Origin of the sequence: Dactylosporangium sp. NPDC049525 (assembly GCF_040676755.1) — a bacterium.
Taxonomy (GTDB): Bacteria; Actinomycetota; Actinomycetes; order Mycobacteriales; family Micromonosporaceae; genus Dactylosporangium.
Map to the genome: position 1 here is coordinate 1 of NZ_JBFAPO010000088.1, position 21,553 is coordinate 21,553.

The 21,553-nt window shown below is 72.4% G+C and carries 23 protein-coding genes and 1 pseudogene; 12 read left to right on the forward strand and 12 right to left on the reverse strand.

All coding sequences use genetic code 11. The features are described from left to right. The 7 genes and pseudogenes from AB0K00_RS53490 to AB0K00_RS53520 all read left to right on the forward strand — a co-directional run. Positions 1–549, forward strand: a pseudogene (locus tag AB0K00_RS53490) (ABC transporter substrate-binding protein); the annotation flags it as partial. Continuing rightward, complete coding sequence (locus AB0K00_RS53495; protein ID WP_363538636.1) at positions 546–827, forward strand: hypothetical protein; 282 nt, start codon at positions 546–548, stop codon at positions 825–827. The pseudogene AB0K00_RS53490 and the gene AB0K00_RS53495, both read left to right, overlap by 4 nt. After that, a complete protein-coding gene (locus AB0K00_RS53500; RefSeq protein ID WP_363538638.1) occupies positions 824–1,408 on the forward strand; it encodes a bifunctional 4-hydroxy-2-oxoglutarate aldolase/2-dehydro-3-deoxy-phosphogluconate aldolase in 585 nt (194 codons plus the stop codon). Before AB0K00_RS53495 ends, AB0K00_RS53500 begins: the two co-directional genes overlap by 4 nt. Before the next feature lie 114 nt (positions 1,409–1,522). Continuing rightward, the gene (locus AB0K00_RS53505; protein WP_363538640.1) at positions 1,523–1,681 is read left to right on the forward strand and encodes a hypothetical protein; all 159 of its coding nucleotides are present in this window, start codon (positions 1,523–1,525) and stop codon (positions 1,679–1,681) included. Continuing rightward, positions 1,681–2,826, forward strand: coding sequence for a glycoside hydrolase family 16 protein (locus tag AB0K00_RS53510; RefSeq protein WP_363538642.1), 1,146 nt, complete (start codon positions 1,681–1,683; stop codon positions 2,824–2,826). Before AB0K00_RS53505 ends, AB0K00_RS53510 begins: the two co-directional genes overlap by 1 nt. A 105-nt stretch (positions 2,827–2,931) precedes the next feature. After that, on the forward strand, positions 2,932–3,912 hold the full coding sequence (locus AB0K00_RS53515) for a pirin family protein (RefSeq protein ID WP_363538644.1): 981 nt from the start codon (positions 2,932–2,934) through the stop codon (positions 3,910–3,912). After that, positions 3,913–4,179 (forward strand): GNAT family N-acetyltransferase, encoded by a 267-nt coding sequence (locus AB0K00_RS53520; protein WP_363538646.1) that lies wholly within the window; start codon positions 3,913–3,915, stop codon positions 4,177–4,179. It abuts the gene before it with no gap. 1 nt (position 4,180) lies between these two features. Here AB0K00_RS53520 and AB0K00_RS53525 read toward each other — a convergent pair whose 3' ends face one another. Beyond that, the gene (locus AB0K00_RS53525; protein WP_363538698.1) at positions 4,181–4,996 is read right to left on the reverse strand and encodes a hypothetical protein; all 816 of its coding nucleotides are present in this window, start codon (positions 4,994–4,996) and stop codon (positions 4,181–4,183) included. A 227-nt stretch (positions 4,997–5,223) separates the two neighbouring features. Between AB0K00_RS53525 and AB0K00_RS53530 the strand changes: the two genes are divergently transcribed. Next, on the forward strand, positions 5,224–5,796 hold the full coding sequence (locus tag AB0K00_RS53530) for a TetR/AcrR family transcriptional regulator (RefSeq protein WP_363538648.1): 573 nt from the start codon (positions 5,224–5,226) through the stop codon (positions 5,794–5,796). Positions 5,797–5,884: 88 nt separating this feature from the next. Further along, complete coding sequence (locus AB0K00_RS53535; RefSeq protein ID WP_363538650.1) at positions 5,885–7,387, forward strand: MFS transporter; 1,503 nt, start codon at positions 5,885–5,887, stop codon at positions 7,385–7,387. 221 nt (positions 7,388–7,608) lie between these two features. Here AB0K00_RS53535 and AB0K00_RS53540 read toward each other — a convergent pair whose 3' ends face one another. The 6 genes from AB0K00_RS53540 to AB0K00_RS53565 all read right to left on the reverse strand — a co-directional run bounded on the left by AB0K00_RS53540 (position 7,609) and on the right by AB0K00_RS53565 (position 14,599). Continuing rightward, entirely contained in the window at positions 7,609–8,730 is a 1,122-nt protein-coding gene (locus AB0K00_RS53540; RefSeq protein ID WP_363538652.1) for a LacI family DNA-binding transcriptional regulator, read from the reverse strand. 70 nt (positions 8,731–8,800) lie between these two features. After that, positions 8,801–9,010, reverse strand: coding sequence for a hypothetical protein (locus tag AB0K00_RS53545; RefSeq protein ID WP_363538654.1), 210 nt, complete (start codon positions 9,008–9,010; stop codon positions 8,801–8,803). 97 nt (positions 9,011–9,107) lie between these two features. Beyond that, positions 9,108–9,761, reverse strand: a complete 654-nt coding sequence (locus AB0K00_RS53550; protein WP_363538656.1) for a hypothetical protein — start codon at positions 9,759–9,761, stop codon at positions 9,108–9,110. A gap of 128 nt (positions 9,762–9,889) precedes the next feature. After that, a complete protein-coding gene (locus AB0K00_RS53555; protein WP_363538658.1) occupies positions 9,890–11,905 on the reverse strand; it encodes an RICIN domain-containing protein in 2,016 nt (671 codons plus the stop codon). A gap of 562 nt (positions 11,906–12,467) precedes the next feature. Next, on the reverse strand, positions 12,468–13,874 hold the full coding sequence (locus tag AB0K00_RS53560; protein WP_363538660.1) for a HAMP domain-containing sensor histidine kinase: 1,407 nt from the start codon (positions 13,872–13,874) through the stop codon (positions 12,468–12,470). Positions 13,875–13,912: 38 nt separating this feature from the next. Then, a complete protein-coding gene (locus AB0K00_RS53565; RefSeq protein WP_033363396.1) occupies positions 13,913–14,599 on the reverse strand; it encodes a response regulator transcription factor in 687 nt (228 codons plus the stop codon). Positions 14,600–14,754: 155 nt separating this feature from the next. On the opposite strand from AB0K00_RS53565, the gene AB0K00_RS53570 reads away from it, so the two are divergent. Further along, positions 14,755–16,344, forward strand: coding sequence for an alkaline phosphatase D family protein (locus AB0K00_RS53570; RefSeq protein ID WP_363538662.1), 1,590 nt, complete (start codon positions 14,755–14,757; stop codon positions 16,342–16,344). Here the strand turns inward: AB0K00_RS53570 and AB0K00_RS53575 are convergent. From AB0K00_RS53575 to AB0K00_RS53595, 5 genes are all read right to left on the reverse strand, one after another. After that, entirely contained in the window at positions 16,324–16,875 is a 552-nt protein-coding gene (locus AB0K00_RS53575; protein ID WP_363538664.1) for a QsdR family transcriptional regulator, read from the reverse strand. The two genes, AB0K00_RS53570 and AB0K00_RS53575, sit on opposite strands and share 21 nt — an antisense overlap. A 10-nt stretch (positions 16,876–16,885) precedes the next feature. Then, positions 16,886–17,827 carry a serine/threonine dehydratase gene (locus AB0K00_RS53580; protein ID WP_363538666.1) on the reverse strand — a complete coding sequence of 314 codons (942 nt, stop codon included), beginning with the start codon at positions 17,825–17,827 and terminating at the stop codon, positions 16,886–16,888. A gap of 10 nt (positions 17,828–17,837) precedes the next feature. Continuing rightward, positions 17,838–18,593, reverse strand: coding sequence for a crotonase/enoyl-CoA hydratase family protein (locus AB0K00_RS53585; RefSeq protein ID WP_363538668.1), 756 nt, complete (start codon positions 18,591–18,593; stop codon positions 17,838–17,840). A gap of 89 nt (positions 18,594–18,682) precedes the next feature. Further along, positions 18,683–18,874 (reverse strand): hypothetical protein, encoded by a 192-nt coding sequence (locus tag AB0K00_RS53590; RefSeq protein ID WP_327005297.1) that lies wholly within the window; start codon positions 18,872–18,874, stop codon positions 18,683–18,685. Positions 18,875–18,921: 47 nt separating this feature from the next. After that, positions 18,922–19,608 carry a winged helix-turn-helix domain-containing protein gene (locus AB0K00_RS53595; protein WP_363538670.1) on the reverse strand — a complete coding sequence of 229 codons (687 nt, stop codon included), beginning with the start codon at positions 19,606–19,608 and terminating at the stop codon, positions 18,922–18,924. Positions 19,609–19,672: 64 nt separating this feature from the next. Here AB0K00_RS53595 and AB0K00_RS53600 point away from each other — a divergent pair, with 64 nt between their 5' ends. Together AB0K00_RS53600 and AB0K00_RS53605 are read left to right on the forward strand one after the other, a co-directional pair. Continuing rightward, on the forward strand, positions 19,673–20,650 hold the full coding sequence (locus tag AB0K00_RS53600) for a hypothetical protein (protein WP_363538672.1): 978 nt from the start codon (positions 19,673–19,675) through the stop codon (positions 20,648–20,650). After that, positions 20,647–21,381: an isocitrate lyase/phosphoenolpyruvate mutase family protein gene (locus tag AB0K00_RS53605; RefSeq protein ID WP_363538674.1), complete on the forward strand. Its 735-nt coding sequence runs from the start codon at positions 20,647–20,649 to the stop codon at positions 21,379–21,381. The genes AB0K00_RS53600 and AB0K00_RS53605 overlap by 4 nt, the downstream gene beginning before the upstream one ends. Positions 21,382–21,553 lie beyond the last annotated feature (172 nt).

Genomic DNA, 21,553 nt, shown 5'->3' on the forward strand with positions numbered 1-21,553 from the left:
AAACTCATCGCCCCCGACGTCAACCGCGTCGACGCCCGCGCCCTCATGTCCCAAGGCAAAACCGCCTTCTACGAAGACGCCATCGGCGGCAAGGCCGCCGTGACCAAGTCCTCACCCGACAAGGACCTCGCCGCGAAGATGGTCCCCGTCGCCCGGCCGGTGAAGAACTCCGGCGACAAGCCACGACACCTCGCCTGGGGACAGGTCATCGCCGTCATGAACGGCGCCGGAGCCGCAGCCGCCGCCAACTACGCCAAGACCGTCACCACCGACGCCGGATACAACGTGGACTGGTTCAAGAAGACCGGCCTGCCGCCCACGACCAACGCCGGCCTCGCCGACACCGCGGTCAAGAACGACAAGTTCGCCACCGACTTCACCACCCAGATCGGCGCCAACTCCAGCGCCAGCCCCTTCTGGGTCTACCCCCAGTTCTCCCAGATGGAGAAGGTCCTCGCCGAAGAGGTCCAGTCGATCCTCATCGGCAAGAAGAACCCCAAGGAAGCCCTCACCTCCGCCCGCGACCGGATGAACGCCCTCATCAAATGACCCTCGAAAGCGTCGGCGAGGCGTACGGCCTTCCGGAGCCCCGCGTCACGGCCACCATCATCGGCTCGCGCTTCGCGCCGATGCTCCTCGGCCGGGACGCGGGGACGTCGGAGGCGTTGCGGGAGCCCATGTTCGGCGCCCAGGCCTGCGCCGGCCTCACCGCCGGCCGCGGCGCCGTCGTCACCATCGATCCGTCCACAGTGGATCGTTCGGTCCGGGGCTGCCCGCGTACGCCCGCTGTCCCGGCTCGGCCTGAAACCCCTGGGGAACCGGCATGACGTTCGACGAATTGCTCGAAGGCCGCCCGCTCGTTGCGATCCTGCGCGGCGTCCCGATCCCGCGCGCCCTGGAGCTCGCCCGCGCCGTCTGGGACAGCGGCCTGGGCGTCGTGGAGGTCCCGATCCAAACCCCTGCGGCCCTCGAATGCCTGCGGGCCCTCGCCGCCCAGGGTCACCCCGTCGGCGCCGGCACCGTCCGCAGCCCCGAGCAGGTCGCCGCCGCCGCCGAGGCCGGCGCGGTGTTCACCGTCGCGCCCGGCCTCGACCTTGACGTCGTGCGTGCCAGCCACGCCGCCGGCCTGCCGCACCTGCCGGGCGTCGCGACCGCGTCCGAGGTGCACCACGCGCTGAAAGCCGGTTGCGACTGGCTCAAGGCGTTTCCCGCCGGGTCGCTCGGCCCCGGCTGGCTGCGTGAGCTGCACGGCCCGTTCCCCGAGGCGCGGTTCGTCGCCACCGGCGGCATCGGCGCCCACAACGCCCACGAATACCTGACCGCCGGCGCCCGCGCGCTGGGGGTCGGCGGCGCCGTCACCCGTGACGGCGGCCTGCCACCGCTCCTGGAGGTCCTCCGCACGACCTGAGCCAGCCCTTGAGGAAGGGACACGGTCTACGCCGCCGCGCAGACCACCGCCGCGATCGACATCACCTGGCACCCGACCGAGCAGAAACGCGTCTACTACGCCACGGCCGCCGGCATGTCCGTCGCCACGAAGACCGGCACTGCGTGGACCGCCGCCGCGGTCGCGCCCAGCATCCCCGTGGAGCGGTTCGCCGTCGAGCGCACCACCGCCGGCGTCGACGTGCTCTACCTCGTCGACCTCACCAACCTTCGCCTGTACTACGGGAGGAACTGATGCGCCGCCTGCTCGCAATCCTGTTGCTGGCACCTGCCGCCGCCCTGGTCCCTGCGGCCGCCGCCCACGCCGACCCGGCCGGCACCGGCTACACCCTCGTCTTCGAGGACCAGTTCAACGGCTCCGCGGTCGACACCGCGAAATGGAACTACCGCACCGACTCCAAGGCGTACAGCACCCAACGCCCGCAGAACGTCTCCGTCAGCGGGGGAGCGCTGAACATCGCCCTGAAGAAGGAGACCTACGGCGGCAAGGACTACACCGGCGGCGGCGTGGTCAGCCGGCAGACCCTGCGGTACGGCTACTACGAGACCCGGGCGAAGCTCAACGACGGCGCCGGCTGGCACAGCTCCTTCTGGCTCATGGCCGGCGACGGCTCCACCACCTACCCGGCGTCGCAGCGCACCGAGATCGACGGATTCGAGATCGACTCCGTGACCCCAACCCGCATCCACCACGGCGTGCTGACCTGGAAGGGCAACGGCGTCTCGGCCGGGAAGTCCTACGGCACCACGTACACCAGCGGCACCGTCGACTCGCGGGACTGGCACGTCTACGGCATCGACTGGTCCGAGACCAGCACGAAGTTCTATGTCGACGGGGTACTCAAGTACACCGCGCCCTACCTGCCGACGGACTGGACGCACGACTACACGAGCATCTGGCTCACCAGCATCGCCTACGGCAGCGTCCCCGACGCAACGAAGTTGCCGTCGAGCGTGCAGTTCGACTACGTCAAGTACTGGCAGAAGGACTACTACGTCGACGACGACGGCCCGGCCGCGTACGGCTACAGCGAGACGGGCACCTGGTCCGCGTCCACGCTGACCGGCTGGACGGTCGGCTCGCCCACCCGGTACGCGGCCTGCGGCAGCGCCGGCAACACCGCGACCTGGCGCCCCAACCTCCGTGCGGCGGGCACCTACCGCGTCTCCTACTACAGGGTGACCGCGGCCAACAGTGACCCGGCCGCCAAGCTCAGCGTCGCCGGCACCCAGACGACCGTCAACGGCACCGCCGGGGCATCCGGCTGGGTCGACCTCGGCACCTTCGCGCTGCCCGCGGGCACCGGCACCGCGGCCACTCTGACCAGCTCCGGCACCGGCTGCGCGAGAGCCGACGCGGTGCGCTTCACCAGGATCTGAGCCCCGCGGTCACAGGGCTGAGCGGAGATTGTTGACTTGTGGAATACTTGCCTTGCAAGTATCGTTACGGCAGGCGACAACCCCGCTCAGCCCTGGAGGCGTCAGATGCCCGCGATCACCGTTGACAACGTTCTTGCGCTGCCCCGCGTGTCCACCCCGGACCCGGTCTCGGCGCGCCCCCGTCCGGTGGAGTCCGTGACCACCGCGCCGAAGGGCTTCGAGGGCGAGGGCTTCCCCGTCCGGCGCGCGTTCGCCGGCGTCGACCTGCGCAAGCTCGACCCGTTCATCCACATGGATCAGATGGGCGAGGTGGAATACGCGCCGGGTGAGCCGAAGGGCACGCCGTGGCACCCGCACCGCGGTTTCGAGACCGTCACGTACATCATCGACGGCGAGTTCGTGCACAGCGATTCCAACGGCGGTGGCGGCGTCATCCGTGACGGTGACACCCAGTGGATGACCGCGGGCTCGGGCCTGCTGCACATCGAGACCCCGCCGGAGCACCTCGTCGTCAGCGGCGGCCTCTTCCACGGCTTCCAGTTGTGGGTCAACCTGCCGAAGGCCGACAAGTTCGCCGCCCCGCGTTACCAGGACATCCGCGGCGGCCAGGTGTCGCTGCTCAGTTCGCCCGACGGCGGGTCACTGCTGCGGGTGATCGCGGGTGAGCTCGACGGGCACGCCGGCCCCGGCAACACGTACACCCCGATCACCATGATCCACGCGACCATTTCGCCCGGGGCGTCGCTGACGCTGCCCTGGCGCCAGGACTTCAACGCCCTCGCCTACACCTTGGCGGGCAAGGGCACCGTGGGCACGAAGGGCCGGCCGGTGGAGCTGGGCCAGCTCGCGGTCTTCGGCGCGGGCGACAGCATCACCGTCACCGCCGACGCGAAGCAGGACCCGCGGCACCCCACGATGGACGTGCTGTTCCTCGGCGGTAAGCCGATCCGGGAGCCCGTCGTGGCGTATGGTCCGTTCGTCATGAACACCAAGGCCGAGGTCGTGCAGGCGTTCGAGGACTACCAGGCCGGTCGGCTCGGCAGCATCCCCGCGGCGCACGCCGACGTTCGGGGAGAGGCGTCCTGAGTGGACATCGAGGTCGTCGACAGCCCGGAGCAGCACCGCTTCGAGCTCCGGGTCGACGGTGAGCTCGCGGGTGCGGCCTATTACCGGCTGCACCCCGACGAGATCGTTTTCACCCACACCGAGGTAGACAAGGCGTATGAGGGCAAGGGCCTGGGCAGCAAGCTCGCCGCCGGCGCCCTGAACGCGGTGAAGGAGCGAGGACTGCGGGTGGTCCCGCAGTGCCCGTTCATCGCCGCCTACCTGAAACGGCACCCCGAGCTCGCGTAGGTCACGTCAGCGACGGCAGCCCGATCGGGTTCGGGTGCCGCAACAGCCGCGACGTCTGCACCGCGATCGGTCGTAGCAGCTCCGCACAACGCGCCGTGGCGTCGGTCCCCAGGACCCGCCACGGCGTCGCCGCGAGGGCGTCCGTCGTGGCTTCGATCGCCGTGAACGCCTCCCGGGCCGGCCCTGTGGCCCTGCCGTCCGCGTCGACCCACCCACGCGAGCGCAGCCGGTCGGTCGCGGCGGTCCACTCCTCGTCGGTCCAGCCCCGCGCCGGCTGGTAGAACTCCCGGCCGTCGCCATCGCGCAGCGCGACCCGCCACACGATGGACTCCGCGCCGTCCAGCTCCTGGACGAGCAGCGCCGCGACGTGGCCGTCACCGCGGTGCTCCCGCAGGATGGTCGCCGCCTGCCACAGCACGCCCGCCGGGTCCTCCGGCCACGGCAGCATTGCGTTGGCCGCGCCCAGCACCCGGCCGTGCAGGTCGACCGCCTCCGCCGCCGCCCGCAACAGGCTTGCGACCTCCGTGAGGTCGCCGTCCACCTTGAGCAGGACCTGCCGCGCCCCGTCCAGGCGGGCCGCCAGCGCCGCCGGCGGCGTGATCTGGGTCCAGACGTCGGGCAGCGCCCGGGTCACCATCCGCGGCGCGAAGCCGTAGAAGGCGGCCAGCACCGGACCGGCCGGCACCGCACCGAGCGGGGCGCTGCGGCCGGCGAAGTACCCCCGCCAGAACCCGCGCAATCCGGCCGCCTCGAACGCGGCGAGGGCGTCGTCGGCGAAGTAGGTGACCGCGTGGACCGGCTCGAACAGGCTCCACATGCGGCGTTCGGTCGACAACTCTGTCACGGACCTGACGATATACGCGCCCACGTCCCGGGCAAGCCGTCCACCATTCCCGGAACGCCTGTGACGTCGTTCACGAGGGTGAGGTGTACGGAACGGTTTCGTACCCGGGCAGGCCGGGAGTAGGGTTCCGATACGAAACGGTTCCGTACACCTGCGATCCAGGGCTTGCGGAACCGGACCTCGCACTCTAGGAAGTGGTCATGTCTCCCACACCGAAGCCCGGTCGCCGTGAAGCGATCTGCGAAGCGGTCTTCGAGCTGCTCGGTGAGGTCGGATACGACCGCATGTCGATGGATGCCGTGGCGGCGCGGGCCCGCGCCAGCAAGGCGACCATCTACCGGGGCTGGCCCACCAAGCCCGACCTGGTGATGGACGCCTTCGAGCACCGGTTCGGCGGCTCGTTCGAGCCGCAGGACACCGGTTCGCTGCGCGGTGACCTGCTGGCGCTGCTCACCGCGGCGTGCACCTTCGCCAACAGCCCCGACGGCGACGTCATGACCGGTCTGATGACCGCGGCCACCCGGAATCCGGAGCTGGCCGAGACGATCCGCCGCTGTGCCTACGAGGCGAAGCAGTCTGCGTACGACACCATCGTGCGACGCGCGGTGGAGCGTGGCGAACTGCCGCACTGCGCCACCGCTGAACTGCTGCACGAGATCCTGCATGCCATGGTGCTGAACCGGACCATGTGGCACGAGGGGCCGCTCGACGAGTCGTTCGCGACGCGCATGGTCGACCGGGTGCTGCTGCCCGTCCTGCGTCAGCCCGCCTGACCTTTTCCGCAACACGCTTGCGCTACCAAGACCCGTCTGTCCACCTGGACGCGGTCTCGATCAACCATGCCTTGGGAGGCATACGCTCATGTCGAACGACTCGGGGGGAACGGTCACCGCCAAGGCGGCGGCCACGGCTGCGGTCGACCCGAAACGCTGGCTCGCGCTGTCGGTCATCGCCGTCGCGCAGCTGATGGTGGTGCTGGACGCCACCGTTGTGAACATCGCCCTGCCCTCGGCCCAGGAGGCCCTGCACATCTCCACCGCCGACCGGCAGTGGATCGTCACCGCGTACACCTTGGCCTTCGGTGGCCTGTTGCTGCTCGGTGGCCGCATCGCCGACTTCTTCGGCCGTCGCCGCACGTTCCTGGTCGGCCTGCTCGGCTTCGCCGGTGCCTCCGCGCTCGGTGGCGCCGCGGTCAACGCGGAGACCCTCTACGCCGCACGTGGCTTGCAGGGCGCATTCGGCGCGCTGCTCGCCCCGGCCGCCCTGTCGCTGATCACGGTGACGTTCACCGAGGCCAAGGAGCGGGCGAAGGCGTTCGGCGTCTTCGGCGCGATCTCCGGCGGTGGCGCCGCGATCGGCCTGATCTCCGGTGGCCTGCTGACGCAGTACGCCAACTGGCGCTGGACCCTCCTGGTCAACATCCCGATCGCGATCATCGCGTTCGTCGCGGCCCTGCCGGTCGTCCGGGAGAGCAAGGCGACGGGGGACACCCGTTACGACATCCCCGGTGCGGTTCTGGCCACCGTGGGTCAGGTTGCGCTGGTGTACGGCTTCACCAAGGCCGCGACCGACGGCTGGAGCTCCGGGGTGACGATCGGCTGGCTCGTGGCCGCCGGGGTGCTGCTCGCCGCGTTCGTCGTCTGGGAGTCGCGGGCCAAGCACCCGCTGCTGCCGCTGCGCGTGCTGTGGGACCGCAACCGCGGTACCTCGTTCGTGGTATCGATCCTGGTCGGCGCGGGCATGCTCGGCATGTTCCTGTTCATGACCTTCTACCTGCAGCAGACGATGGGCTACTCGGCGCTCAAGAGCGGCTTCGCGTATCTGCCGTTCTCCGCGGGCATCATCGCCGCGGCCACCGTTGCGGCCCGGTTCCTGCCGCGCGTCGGCCCCCGGGTCATCATGGCGACCGGTGGCGTCCTCGGCACCGTGGCGATGATCTGGCTGACCCGCCTCGACCTGCAGTCCGACTACGTCGTGGACATCCTGCCCGCGTTCATCGCGATGAGCTTCGGCATGGGCCTGGTGTTCGTGCCGCTGAGCAGCGTCGCCCTGACCGGCGTCGCGAACCACGACGCGGGTGTGGCCAGCGCGCTGGTCAACACCACCCAGCAGGTCGGTGGCTCGCTCGGCACGGCCCTGCTCAACACCATCTTCACCACGGCCGTCACCGGCTACCTCACCACCCACGCGGCGTCGCCGCTCGGCCAGGCGGAGGCGGCGATCCACGGGTACAACGTGGCCTTCACCGCCAGTGCCGTGCTCCTCGGCGTGGCCGCCCTGCTGGTGATCCTGTTCATCCGTCGCACGCCGGCGGACGAGAACAGCACGTCGGATCAGGAGCAGGTGCCGGTCCTGGTGCACTGAGCCGATCACGGTCCCGGGTCCCTGCGGCGCGCTCGCCGCGGGGACCCGCCGTTTTCGGCATGTGGTGCGGTTGCCGGTGCGGTCCGTCTCGGCGGATGCGGTGCTGCCCCGCCCCGCCCCGCCTCAGGCGGGCGATGTAGCGCCGGTTGCAGGCGGGTGGTGCTGCGCCGGTTTCAGGCAGGTGGCGCCGCGCCGGTCTCAGGCAGGTGGTGCCGCCCGGCTCAGGCGGGTGGTGCGGTGCTGGCGGGCGGTGCGGTGCTTTCGCGGACGATCAGGTCGGCGGGGATCAGCAGGTGCTCGGGCGTGGCCTCGGCGCCGGCGCGGGTCTCGGCGATCGCCCGGGTCAGCGCGGCGGCCGCGGCCCGGCCCTTCGCCAGGACGTCCTGGCGGACCGTGGTCAGCGCCGGCCGCATCCGGGCCGCCAGGGGGCTGTCGTCGAACCCGACCACCGACAGGTCCTCGGGGACCCGCAGTCCCAGGTCGTACGCCGCCTGGATGACACCCTGCGCGATGGCGTCGGAGAAACACAGCACCGCGGTCGGCCGGGGGTCCGACCCAAGGAGGAGCCGGGCGCCGTCGTAGCCGTCCTCGGGCCGGCCGTGCGCGAGCCGGACGACCGGTGGAGTGATCCCCGCCGGGGTCAGCGCGTCGAGCCAACCCAGGATCCGTTGCTGCGCCACGTAACCGTCGATGACCGCGGAATCCTCGTCGACCGCGGCGCCGGGGATGACGGAGCCGACCGGCAGCAGGCCGTGGGCGCCACGCACGCCGCTGGTCACCACCGCGATGCGCCGGTGGCCGAGGTCGACGAGGTGCTGGGCGGCGGCCCGGGCGCCGGGGCGGTCGTCGACGTTGACGCTCGGGATGCCAGCGGCCGGGATCTGGTCGATGAAGACCAGGGGGAGCCGGCGGCGGATGAGCCAGTCGACGGCCGACGAGCTCGGGTCGCAGGAGTAGACCATCGCGCCGTCCATCGCCACGTCCCGCGCGGGGATGACGTCGTCACGGGCGGTCGCGGTCAGCAGTGTCAGGCCGAGGCCGGTCGGGGTGAGCTCCTCCGCGATCGCGCCGAGGAACGTGGTGGCGACCTCGTCGTTGAACGCGTCCCGCAGCGACTCGGTGAGCAGGACGCCGACGGCGCCGGTCGTGCCGCGGGCCAGGGCGCGGGCCGCCGGGTCCGGGCCCACGTAGCCGAGGTCCGACGCGACCGCCAGGATCTTGTCCCGCAGGGTGGGGGAGAGCTGGTCGGGCCGGGAGAACGCGTTGGAGACGGTCATCCGGCTCACGCCGACCTGGTCGGCGATCGTCTGCAGGGTGACCCTGGCCATCGCACCTCCCGCCATCGTCACTCACCATCGTCGAGTGGGTCCCCGTGCCGGTCATCCGTCGGGGACCCGACGACGATATCGCGCTTCAGCTCGCCGGGCTGCACGCCGCGGCCGGGGCGACCGCGTCGGCCGCGCGGTGCAGCGTCGCGGCGAGGGCCGCGCGGACCTGCCGGGCCCTGGGGCGCCGGGCGCCGAGCAGCGGCACCGGCGGCGCGACCACCGGTGCGTTGGGCAGCGCGCTGCGGACCTCGTGGGCCATCGCGTTCTGGGACTCGATCATCGCGAACGGGAACATGGCCTGACCTCCTCGAACCTTCGGCACCTGCCGTTGCAGCGCCTATACCGGTACAGTACGACGATGCACTGTACCGGTCAAGAGGGCGTGCCGGGCGTCACTTCCGGCGTGCGGTGGTCCTGCGGGCGGATGTCTTGCGGCTCGGTGTCCGCCGAGCGGCCGCGCGCGCCGCAATCGACTTGCGGTGGAACAACCAGGCGGCCACCGCGGCGAGCGCCACGACACCCAGCGCATACCAGACCCAGGTGTACGAGGCCTTCACGGCGGGGGCGGGCGGCGGGGTGGCCGCGGCCGGGGGCGGCGCGCAGACGATGTCCTGCGGCGCGCCGTCGGTCGCCACGTGCAGCACACCCTGACAGCGCCCGATCGCCGGCGTGCCCATCTCGGCCACGACCGTCCAGTCGCCCGCGCCGAGCGTGCCGGCGTAGGTGAGGGCGTCACCGTTGCGGCGCAGGCCGGCGGGGCCCTCGCGGCGGCCGTCGGCGGTCGTCGCCAGCAGCGTGATGCCGACGGCCTCGGTGACCGGGTGGCCGTCCTGCCACGCCGCCGTCACCCACACCGAGCCGCGGCCGTCGCCGTGCAGCGTGAGGATGACGCCGTCGTGCGCCGCGGCCGGCGTCGCGGTCCCGAACAGCATTCCTGCCACGAGCGCGACAGCCACCGCCGTTCCGCGGCCGACGACCTTCACCACGCGGCCGGCGGCCGTCACCATGCGGCGGGCGGCCTTCGTCATGCGGCCGGTCTTCGTCACGCCGCCGATTGTTCTTGCCTGGCCGGTTTCTGTCACGCGCCCGGCGGCCGGCGGCGCGTGGAACGGCCTCATGCAGGCCGCGGCCCGGCGCCACAAGGACACCGGGCCGCGATCCGTTGCGAGCTGGTTCACGTGCGCTGCGGAATCCAGCTCTGGTACTTCGCACCGCTCGGCTTCTGCAGGACGAGCAGCCGGCTGCCGAAGTACTCGTTGTTGCTGACCCCGACGACCAGGCCACTGGCGGACTGCAGCGAGACGCCGAACTCCGTCTTGGTGAGCGTCCACTGCAAGGCCTTTGCACAGTCGCCCTGCACCAGGGTCGCACCCACGGCGTCCTTGTCACCCGTGGTGCTGATGCAGGAGTTCGTCGCCTTGGACTGCACCACGAACTTGCCGTCGGCCGCCGGCTCCAGCTTCCACTGCTGGTTCGCTCCGCCGTGCCGCTGGTAGATGATGATCGGCGTGCCGGCCGCGCTGCGGGCACCGAACACGTCGGCCACCCCGCCGGTCAGGCTGTTGCCGAACACCATCCACGAGCCTGCCGTCGGCGCCGGTGCGGCGGCGGTGTGGACCTTCACGGTCGTGGTCCACGGGGTCAGGGTGCCGTTCTGCGTGAGCGAAACCCCGACCTGATAGTCGGTGTCGGGGCGCATGCCGACGATCCGGACGTTGGTCGAGCCGACCTGGCCGATGGAGCGTCCATTGAGGACGACCGCGTAACGGCTGCCGGCCGCGGCCGCGTCCCAGGACAGCCGCACCGAGTTGGCGGTGGTGTCACTGACTCGCAGCTCCTTGAGCCCAGTCGGCGGCTTCGTCGAGGTCGGCGTCGGCGACGCGGTCTTCGTCGGCGTGACCGACTTCGACGGCGTGGGCGACACGGTCTTCGTCGGCGTCGGCGTCGGCGACGCGGTCTTCGTGGGGGACGCCGTGGCCGTGGGCGACGGCGGCGGGGGCGTCGTGCCACCGGGGCCCGCGATCAGGAACTGGTTGTTGGCCACGTTCCAGTTGGTCGCGAGGTAGCTGCCGGGACTCGGGTTGGTGTTGTAGTAGTCGTCGTGGTTGCAGTCCATCCGGTTCTCACCGGCCTTGTCGGTGCAACCGGCCCTGACAGATGTCTTCAGGCCGCCCGAGTCGTTGTAGCACATGATGTCGTACTCATCGAGGCAGTGCCCGGCCTTGCTGGAGTTCGGCGCGTTGTTGTTCACGGCGCCGAGGTTGTGGCCGAGCTCGTGCGCGGCGACGCTCGCCGCCCAGCAGCCGGAGTCGCTGCGGCCGTAGCCGGGACCGCCGTTGCTGCGGTTGCTCGTGCCGGGCTGGGTGTCGCCGTTGAACGTGCCGATCCCGCAGTACACCTTCGACTCGCCGAAGATCATGTACTTGCGGTCGGTGCGGTTGTAGCCGAGCGCCTTGAGGCCGTTGATCGTGGCGTCGAAGGTGTTCAGGCCACCGGCGGGCAGCTCGACCTCGCGCACGTCGACCTTGCAGTCGGCGGTCGTCACGAACCGGACGTGCCGCTCGCCGCCGGTCTCTTTGGCGCTGGTGTTGTAGATCGCGTCGACGCCGGCGCTCCAGGTGCGGAAGCTCTCCAGGTACTGGTTGAACCGGCTTGCGGTGTTGGCGTCCCGCACGTACAGCACCTGCACGCGCTTGCCGGCCACACCGTCGCCGTCGCAGGCAACACCCGACGCGCCGATGGTGAATCCGACCGCGGTGTCGCCGGCTGCCTCCGGTACCAGGGCGAAACCACCCTCAGAGGCGACCGATCCGTCCTCGGCGGTGACAGTCTGTTCCAGCGGGGCGGCGGCCGTGTCCGACTCGGGGACGACCTGCGTGGGCCCGGCCGCCGTGATCGGCGCGATGGTGCCACGGACGGTCAGGCCGGCGGGCGGGACGTCGGGGCCGTGGCTGCACTGGCCGCGCTCGGTGAGCTGGTACCCGCCGACGCACGGCTGGCCCTTCTTCGCCGGCGTCAGACCCTGGTACACCAGGCCCAGCTCGGGGTTGTCGGCCGGCACGTGACTGATCGCGGCCGGCCCTTTCTCTTTGAACAGGCTGTCGATCGCGCCGGGTCCGGCGATCGCCGCACCCGTGCCGACGACCGCGACCGCGAGGGTCACGGCGACGCGGTGCAAGACTCGAGACACGCTCGGTTCCTCCGGAGGGGAAGGGGGCGCGCGGCAGGGACGGGCACAGGGCAGAGGTACCCGTCCCCGCCGCGCGCAGGACGGCCGGCCTTCGAGGGTGGCAAGGCGGGTGAGTGCCGGTCCGTCCACGTGGGAACGGGCTGACCATAGCGAGCCGTCTACGTGCCGTTCCAGCCCAAACGACCCAATTAAGGGACTCATAACCGAGACTTGTGGCGCCCCTACGCTGCCACCCTGCGAGGTGGCTATCTGCGCATGGTCGGCGCCCGGCGGGAGGCCGCCGGGCACGGATTCGCCCTGCTCCGGCTCATGGCCGCGCTGCTCCGGCTCAATGGCCGGGGTGCTCCAGGCGGCGCGCGGGGGGCGGTGGGCAGGGTGGGCGGTGCGCGGTGCGCGGTGGGCAGGGTGGGCGGTGCGCGGTGGGCGGTGGGCGGTGCGCGGGTTGCCGGTGTGCAGGACCGCCCGCGGCTAGGGGGGCGGGCGGCACACGGTGCGCGGTGGGCGGTGCGCGGTGCGCGGTGGGCGGTGCGTGGGTTGCCCGGTCGGCAGGGCCGCCCGCGGGCTACGGGGCGGGTTTGCCGCGGCGGGTGCGGCGTTCGTTCGGCTCGCGGGAGAGGCGGCCGACCAGGCCGAACCGGCTCTGCGGCGGCTGCTCCTTCGGCGCGGGGTCGGCGTCGGCCATGACGATGACGACGCTGGCGCCGCCGAGGGTGCCGGACGTGCCGATGTTGACGGTGCCGTTGCCCTCGACCGCGACGCGCCGCACGATGTCCAGGCCCAGCCCCGTCGAACCCTGGCCGCTCTCGCCGCGCTGCAGCGCCAGCTCCGGGTCGGGGATGCCGGGCCCGCCGTCCTCCACCCGCAGCACGACGTAGCCGTCGTCGCGCCGGGTGACCGCCACCTCGAAGGGCACGCCCTGCGGGGTGTACCGGATGACGTTGCCGATCAACGCGTCCAGCGCGGCGGCGAGCTCGCTCTTCGCGACGTGGACCGGGGCCGGCCGGTCGGTGCCGACCGCCTTGCAGTCGCGTTCCTGGTCGCCGGCGACCGCCGACCAGAACATCATCCGGTCGCGAACGACCTCGGCGACGTCGCATCCCTGGTCGCCGGTCGAGGCGGCGGCGCCGTCGCTGCGCTCGCCCCGGTCAGGGGTGGGGGAGTGCGCGTCGATCGGCTCGCGCATCGCGCGGATCAGCTTGTCGATCTCGACCTCGAGCGCGGCGATGGCGTCGCGGATCCGGTCGGCGTCCTGGCTGTCGTCCAGGGTCTCCGCGTCCAGCCGCAGCGCGGTCAGCGGGGTGCGGAGCCGGTGCGACAGGTCCGCGACCAGCTCGCGCTCGTTGGTCAGCAGGGCCATGATGCGGTCGGCCATCACGTTGAGCGCGAAGCTCGCCTCGGCCAGCTCCCGCGGCCCGGACGGGTTCAGTCGCACGTCGAGGTACCCCTCGCTGAGCGCGCCCGCGGCGCCGGCGAGCTGCTGGGCCGACGCGGTCACCTTGGCGGCCAGCCGGTCGCCGACCCAGACGGAGGCGATCACGAGCCCCAGCGCCACGGCGCTCAGCGCCCACCAGGCGCCGCTGACCCCGTTGGACAGCTCATCCTCGGGAATGAAGACCTCGACAACCGCCGTGCGGCCCGACCCGACGTCCACCGGCTCCAGGTAAGACAGCCCGCCGGCGACGGTCGCGGTGACCGGCGCGGCCTGGTCGGCGGCGTGGGCGAGGTCCTTCGCGGCGGCGTGCCCGGTGCCGATCTCCAGGCCCTCCTCGCCGAGGTTGTGCACCGAGACGCGGCTGACCGCCGGTCCGCCGGTGCTGGCGATGGCCCGCTCGATCGCCAGGGGGTCGGTGGTCACGGTGAGGACCGCCACGACCACGGCGGTCTGGCGTTCGGCGTCGGCGAAGGCACGCTCGCGGGCGAGCTGCTGCACGACCAGCCCGAGGGGGATCAGGAACGCCAGGGCCACCATCGTGGTGACCGCGGCGCAGACGTAGGCGAGGGTCCGCCTCAGTCCGGGGCCGCGAACCTGAAGCCCACGCCCCGCACGGTGTGCAGGTATCTGGGCGCCGAGGCGCTCTCGCCAAGTTTCCGGCGTAGCCAGTACAGATGCACGTCGATCGTCTGGTCCTCGCCCACTGAGGGTTGCCGCCATACCTCCTCCAACAGCTCGCGGCGTGAGACCACCCGTCCGGGACGGGCGGCGAGGTACGCCAGCAGGTCGAACTCTTTGCGGGTCAGCGTCAGCGGCTCGCCGTGCAGGTGTGCCTGGCGTTGTCCGATGTCGACACGCAAGCCTCCCACCTCGATGGCGGTGGGTTCCTCGCGGCTCGCCCGTCCGGTGCGGCGCAGCACGGAGGTCATCCGGGCGTCGAGGTGGGCGGAGGTGAACGGTTTGATCATGTAGTCGTCGGCGCCGGCCTTGAGCAGCCGGACGATCTCCGCCTCGTCGTCGCGGGCGGTGGCGATGATGATGGGGGTGTCGGCGATGCCGCGCAGCATCCGCAGGGCGTCGGCGCCGTCGAGGTCGGGCAGCCCGAGGTCGAGCACGACCAGGTCCGGCGTCTCTGCGGCGAACCGCCGTAACGCCTCCAGCGCGGTGCCGACCGCGTGCACCGTGTGACCCCGGTCGGTCAAGGAGCGCAGCAGGGCACCCCGCACGACATGGTCGTCCTCAACCAGCAGCACCGTGGCCATGCGAAGAACATACGTCCTGGCGCAAGTGGCAGTCTCCGCGGTCGATGGACGAATCCGACATGTCAGCTTTTTTCGGAGGTGGCCATCCTCCGTTCGCCGAGACTTCCGTTCAAACGGGTACTGACGGGTAGCCGGGTGCCGTACAACTCCCGAGCATGACTGTCGATGCATTGACGCGCCGCGCGGTGCTGATCACGGGTGGCGCCACCGCCGTCGCCGTCGTCACGGCCGCCGACGCGCGCGCTGCGACCCCGGTCTTCCTGCATGGCGTGGCCTCCGGTGACCCGCTGCCGGACGGCGTACTGCTCTGGACCCGGGTGACTCCTTCGCCTGCCGCGACCCCGGGCTCGGGCCTCGGGCCGTCGGTCACGGTGACCTGGCAGATCGCCACCGACCCCGGGTTCGCGAACGTGGTCGCCGGCGGTTCCGTCGCCACCGGGCCGGAGCGCGACCACACCGTCAAGGTCGACGCCCGCGGCCTGGCCCCGGCGACCACCTACCACTACCGCTTCGGCGTGGCCGGCGCCTGGTCGCCCGCCGGCCGCACCCGCACCGCGCCCGCCGCCGACGCCGACCTGGCGCTGCTGCGCCTCGGCGTGGTGTCCTGCTCGAACTGGGAGGCCGGGTACTTCGCGCCCTACCGGCACCTCGCGGCGCGCGGCGACCTCGACGCCGTCGTCCACCTCGGGGACTACATCTACGAGTACGCGACGGGAGGCTTCACCGCCGGCGGCACGGTGGTACGCCGGACCGAACCCGCGCACGAGATCGTCAGCCTCGCCGACTACCGGATCCGGCACGCGCAGTACAAGACGGATCCCGACGCACAGGCCTTGCACGCGGCGCTCCCGTGGATCATCACCTGGGATGACCACGAGGTCGCCAACGACATGTGGGCCGGCGGCGCCGAGAACCACGACCCGGCCACCGAGGGGTCCTTCGCGGGGCGGGTGGCGGCGGCCCGGCAGGCGTACGCCGAATGGATGCCGGTCCGGCTCGGCGACGACGGCGCCATCTACCGCCGGCTCAGGTTCGGCCGCCTCGCGGAGCTGTCGATGCTGGACCTGCGCTCGTACCGGTCGCAACAGGCTTCCGGGACGGCCGTGGACGACCCGTCGCGCACCATCACCGGCGACGGGCAGATGGCCTGGCTCAAGCAGGGTTTGGCGACCTCGACCGCACGGTGGAAGATCGTCGGCAACCCCGACATGATCGCCCGCGTCGACGTCGGCACCCTGCCCGCCTGGCTGCTCGGCCCGCTCGGCAAGCTGCTCGGCATCCCCGCCAACGGTTTCGCGATCAACACCGACCAGTGGGACGGCTACAACGCCGACCGGGACGAGCTCGTCAACCACCTGCGCGCCAACAACGTCCGCGACACCGTGTTCATCACCGGCGACATCCACACCTCGTGGGCGAACGAACTGGTCGCGAAGGCCACGGTCAGCTCGCCGACCGCGGTCGAGTTCGTTGTGCCGTCCGTGACCAGCGACAACGTCAACGACTTCCTCGGCGTCCCGCCCGGCTTCGTCGGGCCGGTCGCGGCGTCGCTGGTCCAGGCCGCCAACCAGCACGTGAAATGGGCCGAGCTGGAGGGCCACGGCTACGGCGTACTGGAGATCCGCCCGGACGCGTGCCGGATGGACTGGTTCCACGTCCGCGAGCGCACCGACCGCAACACCACCGCCCGCAGGGTCAAGGCGTACGCGGTGAAGAGCGGCGTGTCACGGCTGATCGTCCAGTAGCCGCCCGATCACCAGCAACGCCTGCTCCACGTCCGGTTCGCCGTCGGCGATCGCGTCCGCGTAGAGGAAGCTCTCGCCGATGCGGACCAGGACGAATGCCAGGGTCCGCGCGTCCATCCTGGGGATGAAGGCACCCGCCGCGATCTCCTCCTGCAGGAGGCCCTCCAGGTGCGCGCGGACCCCCGGCTGGACGACGCCGTGCTTCGACGTGAGGATGCGCAGCGCCGCCTCGGGCTCCGCGGCGAGGAAGTGCCGCAGGCTCGGCTGCTCGATGACGCCCGCAAGGAAGTTGCCGATCACGGCGAGGATCCGGTCGGCGCCGCGCCGGCCCTCGGCGTGCTTGACGGCCCGTTGCAGGCTGCGTTGGGTGAGCTGCCACAGCACCTGACCCAGCAGCTGGTCGCGGCTGCCGACGCGCCGGTACAGGGTGGCGCGGCCCATGCCCAGCTCGACCGCGAGCGAGCGCATGTCGACCCGGCGCTGCTCCAGGAACCGCCGCATGGCCGCGTCGAAGATCTCGTCGAGCGGCATGCCAGGCAGGCTACACGCCTTGAGACAGATCCTGGACTGTCTCAGCGGGGACGCCGGCGGTGAGATCCGCGGGATCGGTGTTCGCCCCGCACAGCACCACCGCCACCCGCCGCGCGTCGCCGTCGAGCTGGTCCAGCGCGGCGAACGCGGCCGCCGCCCCCAGCTCCACCACGATCCGGTGCTCCGCCCACAGCGTCCTTCGGGCCCGGACGATCGCGTCGTCGTCCACGAGCATGCTCTGCACCCCGTGCCGCACGGCCGTGTCGAAGCCGATCGTGCCGACGCGCCGGGCGCCCAGCGAGTCCGCGGCGACGCTGTCCACCGCTACGTCCACGGGATGACCGGCGGCGAGGGCTGCATGCAACGTCGGTGCGCCGGCCGGCTCGACCGCGACGACCCGTACCCGGTCACCGATCGCCGCCGCGACGCCACCGACGAGCCCGCCGCCACCGGTGGCGACCAGGACCGTATCGACGTCGGGCAGGTCGAGGGCGAGGGTGCCCTGCCCCGCGACGATCTCCGGCTGGTCGTAGGCGTGCACGAACAGCGCCCCGGTCTCCGCCACCCGGATCGTCGAGGCGGCATACGCCTCCGCATACTCCCGGCCGTGCTGGTGCACCACGGCGCCCAGCTCCCGCAGCCTGCGCACCTTCACCGCGGGCGCCACCTGCGGCACGAACACCTCGGCCGGGATGCCGAGCCGCGCCGCCGCGAACGCCACCGCGAGCCCGGCGTTGCCGCCGGACGCGGCGACGACACCGGCGGCCGGCAGCTCACCCGACTCCCGGGCGGCCAGGATCCGGTTGAACGCCCCGCGGGCCTTGAACGAACCGCTGTGCTGCAGCAACTCCAGCTTGAACCAGAGCCCCGGCGCCACCTCGACCGACGGCGTGCGCCGCACGTGCCCGTCGATCCGCCGGGCCGCAGCCTCCACCGCACCCCTGTCGACCATGCGCTCCACCCTACGTCCCGCCCCGGCCCTCACCGGCGGCGAACCGGGCGGCGCCACCCTCCGCGCCCGCCCGCAGGGACGCCACGCCGAACCGGTGCTCGACCGCCAGGGCCTCCTGCAGCGGTCGGCCCAGGGACTCGTACACCGAGCTGCGGTCGTTGCGCAGGCAGTCCTGCGGCAGCGCGGCGAGCGCGGCCGCGAGTGCCTCCGCCGCGGGCCGGGCCTCGCCGGGCGGCACGACCCGGTCGGCGAGGCCGATGTGGTGCGCCTCCGCCGCGTCGACCGGACGGCCGGTCAGGATCAGGTCGAGGGCGCGGCCGACCCCGATCAGCTGCGGCAGCCGGACCGTGCCGCCGTCGATCAGCGGCACACCCCAGCGCCGGCAGTACACCCCGAACGTCGCGGTCTCCTCGACGACCCGCAGGTCGCACCAGATCGCCAGCTCCAGTCCACCCGCGACCGCGTGGCCCGCGACCGCGGCGATCACGGGCTTGCCCAGGCGCATGCGGGTCGGCCCGAGCGGGCCGTCGCCGTCCGCCTCGACGCGGTTGCCGTCGCCGGCCGCGACCGCCTTCAGGTCCGCGCCGGAGCAGAACGTGCCACCGGCGCCCCACAGCACCGCGACCGCCGCGGTGCCGTCGGCGTCGAACTCACGGAACGCGGACGCGAGCCGCTCCGCGGTGTCCCGGTCGACGGCGTTGCGGGTCTCCGGCCGGTCCAGCACGACCGTCCACACCGGTCCGGACCGTTCGATGCGCACACTCATACCGGCCAGTGTCGGCCACCAGTACGACGGCCGCGCCCGGACCCCGTACTGGGGTCGGACGCGGCCGTGACAGCGGGTTGCAGGACGGATCAGCGGCGGCGTCCCCGACGGTAGCTGCCGTAGCGGGTGTGCCAGGTGCCCGCGCCGGCCAGGTGCAGGGCGACGCACAGGAACCCGGCCAGGCTGAGGGTCCCCACGTCGAGGATGGGTCCGGCGTCGGCACCGAACAGATCCATCAGCAGCGCGACAGCGAACAGGATCGCGGCGATCACAGCGAACACAACGGCCTCCTTGGTAGTGATCGCTGAGTACCCATCGGCCGCGAAACCTAATCGACGCCGTCGATGCCGAGCAGGTCGGCGAGGGCGAGCCGGCCGTCCGGGGTGACCCGAACCGCCCGCCCCGACCCGATCCGGGCCACCCAGCCGCGGGCCAGGAACCGCTCGCACAGCCGCGCGCCGGCGACCCCGGCCAGATGCGGCCGCCGCTCCGTCCAGTCCAGGCAACCCCGGGCCACTGGCCGTTTCCCGCCGTCCAGCGTCAGGCCCTGCCCGGCCATCCACGCCAGACCGGCCTCCGTCAACGCGAACCCGCCCGTCTGGTCCAGCAGCCCGCGCGCCGTCAATGCGTCCGTCACCGCCACCCCGAGCCGCCCGGCGAGATGGTCGTAGCAGGTCCGCCCGCGCGCGAGGGCCGCGGACGCCGTCGCCGCCCGCAACCCCGCCGGCCGCGGCACCTCCGGCGCCAGCCGCGCCGACATGTCCTCCAGCAGCGCCGCGACGGAGGCGTCGGCGAGCCGGACGTACCGGTGCCGCCCCTGCCGCTCCTCGGCCAGCAGCCCGCCCGCCGTCAGCCGGTGCAGGTGCTCCGTCGCCGTCGACCGCGCGACCCCGGCGTGCCGGGCCAGCTCCCCAGCGGTCCACGCCCGCCCGTCGAGCAGCGCCAGACACATCGCGGCCCGCGTCTCGTCGGCGAGCAGCGCCGCGAGCTTCGCGAGCGAGGCAGGTGGGTTCACGTCCCCTATTGTCCGCTTCGTCAGTTCGTCGTGTACCGAACGATCCCGGCCATACGGTCGTGCCATGCAGATGATCGACGACCTAGGCGACGCGCTCGCCGTGCTGCACGACCCGGGTTTCGTGGTCCCGCCGGTGCCCGCCGCCACCCACGGCGTCGCCTGGCTGCGAGCCACCGTCGGCCGGTTCAGCGACGGCGAGTCGCACACCCGCCGCCGCGCCCTCAGCGAGGCCCTGCTGTCCACTGTGGATCCGAAGGCGCTGCGCGCGGCGGCCTCGTCATCCCCGCACGCGCACCCCGTGCAACACCTCGCCGCCGCCCTGGGCCTGGACTCCTCCGCAGGGACGATCGACGCGGTCCGCGTGGTCGCCGCCGCGTACCAGCCCGGCACCGGCGACGAGACCGCCGCGGACGTCGCCGTGCGGACGCTGGTGGACACGTTCGGCGGCACCCCCGACGAGTCCACGGCGGCGCGGATCGGGCTGCTGGTCCAGGCCTGCGACGCGACCGCGACGCTGATCGACCGGGCCCGCGCCGCCGGGCTGGAAGCGGCCCTGCGCGACACCCCGCCGGTCCCCGCCACAAAGCGCCTGGCCACCCGGCCGACGGCCCTCGGCAACACCCGCGTCGAGGCCGGCGAGGTCGTGCGGGTCAGCCTGCACGGCATCCCGTTCGGCGCCGGCCCCCGCAGTTGCCCGGGCCGCACCCACGCCCTCGCGCTCGCCGAGGGCGCCCTGACCGCCACGTTCGACCCCGACGGGTCAGTGGTCGCCGACGCCGGTGGGCCGGTCGTTGCCGCTGCCGGTGGGTCGATGGTGACCGGCGACGGAGGCCCGGTGGTCGTCGGCGGGTCGGTGGTCGCCGCTGCTGGTGGGTCAGTGGTTACCGGCGTCGGTGGGTCGGTCGTTGCCGACGCCGGCGGGCTGGCGGTTGCCGACGTCGGTGGCCCGGTGGTTGCCGGTGGTGGGCGGGCGGTCGGCGGAAGTGCTGTTGCGGGACCCATCAGCGGATCCGTCGCGGCCGGCAGCGGTGATGCGCAGTGAACGGCTTCCGCTCCCTGCATCGCGCCGGCGACCCGCTCGTCCTGCCGAACGCCTGGGACGTCGCCTCCGCCCGGATGCTGGCCGGAGCAGGCTTTCCGGCGATCGGTACGACCAGCCTGGGCGTCGCCGCCGCGAACGGGCTGCCTGACGGGGAGGGCGCCACCGACGCCGACGCGCTGCGTCTCGTCGAGAGGCTTGCCGGGCTGCCGTGCCACGTGAGCGTGGACATCGAACGCGGGTCCGTCGGCGTGGCGGTTGCGGTCGCCGCGGCGGGGGCTGCCGGGATCAACGTCGAGGACGCGATGGGGCCGGTCGAGCATCAGGTGCGCCTGATCAGGGCGGTGAAGCGGGAGGTGCCGGGCCTGTTCGTCAACGCCCGCACCGACACCCACTGGCAGCGGGCCGGTGAGCTGGGAGAGACGCTGCGGCGGGTGAGGGCGTACGCGGACGCCGGCGCGGACGGGGTCTTCGTCCCGGGTCTGCGCGAACCGGCCGACATCGACGCCGTCGTCCGTGCGGTGGACCTGCCGCTCAACGTCCTGCACGACCCTTGCGGGCCCACGGTCGCCGAGTTGACCGCGCTGGGGGTGCGGCGGGTGAGCACCGGCTCGCTGCTGTTCCGGGTGGCGCTCGCCGCGGCCGTCGACGCCGCCCGCGCCGTCCGCGACGGAAGCCCGGTCCGCACCGCCGGCCTGCCGTCCTACGCCGAGATCGCCACCGCCGGCCCGTGAGGCACACGGGTTCGCGGGGTGCGCGGCACGCGAGGTGCGCGGCCCGTGAGGCAGGCGGCCCGTGAGGCAGGCGGCCCGTGAGACAAGCGGCCTGTGAGACAAGCGGCCTGTGAGACAAGCGGCCGTGAAGCACGTGGCCCAAGAGGCATGGGGCTCATGAGGTGCACGGCCT

Excerpts from the sequence above, each read along its gene's own strand:
- AB0K00_RS53535 (WP_363538650.1), top strand. The coding sequence starts at position 5,885 with ATGTCGAACGACTCGGGGGGAACGGTCACCGCCAAGGCGGCGGCCACG.
- AB0K00_RS53495 (WP_363538636.1), top strand. The coding sequence starts at position 546 with ATGACCCTCGAAAGCGTCGGCGAGGCGTACGGCCTTCCGGAGCCCCGC.
- AB0K00_RS53500 (WP_363538638.1), top strand. The coding sequence starts at position 824 with ATGACGTTCGACGAATTGCTCGAAGGCCGCCCGCTCGTTGCGATCCTG.
- AB0K00_RS53575 (WP_363538664.1), bottom strand. The coding sequence starts at position 16,875 with ATGCCGCTCGACGAGATCTTCGACGCGGCCATGCGGCGGTTCCTGGAG.
- AB0K00_RS53525 (WP_363538698.1), bottom strand. The coding sequence starts at position 4,996 with ATGTGGAGCCTGTTCGAGCCGGTCCACGCGGTCACCTACTTCGCCGAC.
- AB0K00_RS53530 (WP_363538648.1), top strand. The coding sequence starts at position 5,224 with ATGTCTCCCACACCGAAGCCCGGTCGCCGTGAAGCGATCTGCGAAGCG.
- AB0K00_RS53510 (WP_363538642.1), top strand. The coding sequence starts at position 1,681 with ATGCGCCGCCTGCTCGCAATCCTGTTGCTGGCACCTGCCGCCGCCCTG.
- AB0K00_RS53570 (WP_363538662.1), top strand. The coding sequence starts at position 14,755 with ATGACTGTCGATGCATTGACGCGCCGCGCGGTGCTGATCACGGGTGGC.
- AB0K00_RS53560 (WP_363538660.1), bottom strand. The coding sequence starts at position 13,874 with ATGGTGGCCCTGGCGTTCCTGATCCCCCTCGGGCTGGTCGTGCAGCAG.
- AB0K00_RS53580 (WP_363538666.1), bottom strand. The coding sequence starts at position 17,827 with ATGGTCGACAGGGGTGCGGTGGAGGCTGCGGCCCGGCGGATCGACGGG.
- AB0K00_RS53540 (WP_363538652.1), bottom strand. The coding sequence starts at position 8,730 with ATGGCGGGAGGTGCGATGGCCAGGGTCACCCTGCAGACGATCGCCGAC.
- AB0K00_RS53515 (WP_363538644.1), top strand. The coding sequence starts at position 2,932 with ATGCCCGCGATCACCGTTGACAACGTTCTTGCGCTGCCCCGCGTGTCC.
- AB0K00_RS53585 (WP_363538668.1), bottom strand. The coding sequence starts at position 18,593 with ATGAGTGTGCGCATCGAACGGTCCGGACCGGTGTGGACGGTCGTGCTG.
- AB0K00_RS53565 (WP_033363396.1), bottom strand. The coding sequence starts at position 14,599 with ATGGCCACGGTGCTGCTGGTTGAGGACGACCATGTCGTGCGGGGTGCC.
- AB0K00_RS53505 (WP_363538640.1), top strand. The coding sequence starts at position 1,523 with ATGTCCGTCGCCACGAAGACCGGCACTGCGTGGACCGCCGCCGCGGTC.
- AB0K00_RS53545 (WP_363538654.1), bottom strand. The coding sequence starts at position 9,010 with ATGTTCCCGTTCGCGATGATCGAGTCCCAGAACGCGATGGCCCACGAG.
- AB0K00_RS53600 (WP_363538672.1), top strand. The coding sequence starts at position 19,673 with ATGCAGATGATCGACGACCTAGGCGACGCGCTCGCCGTGCTGCACGAC.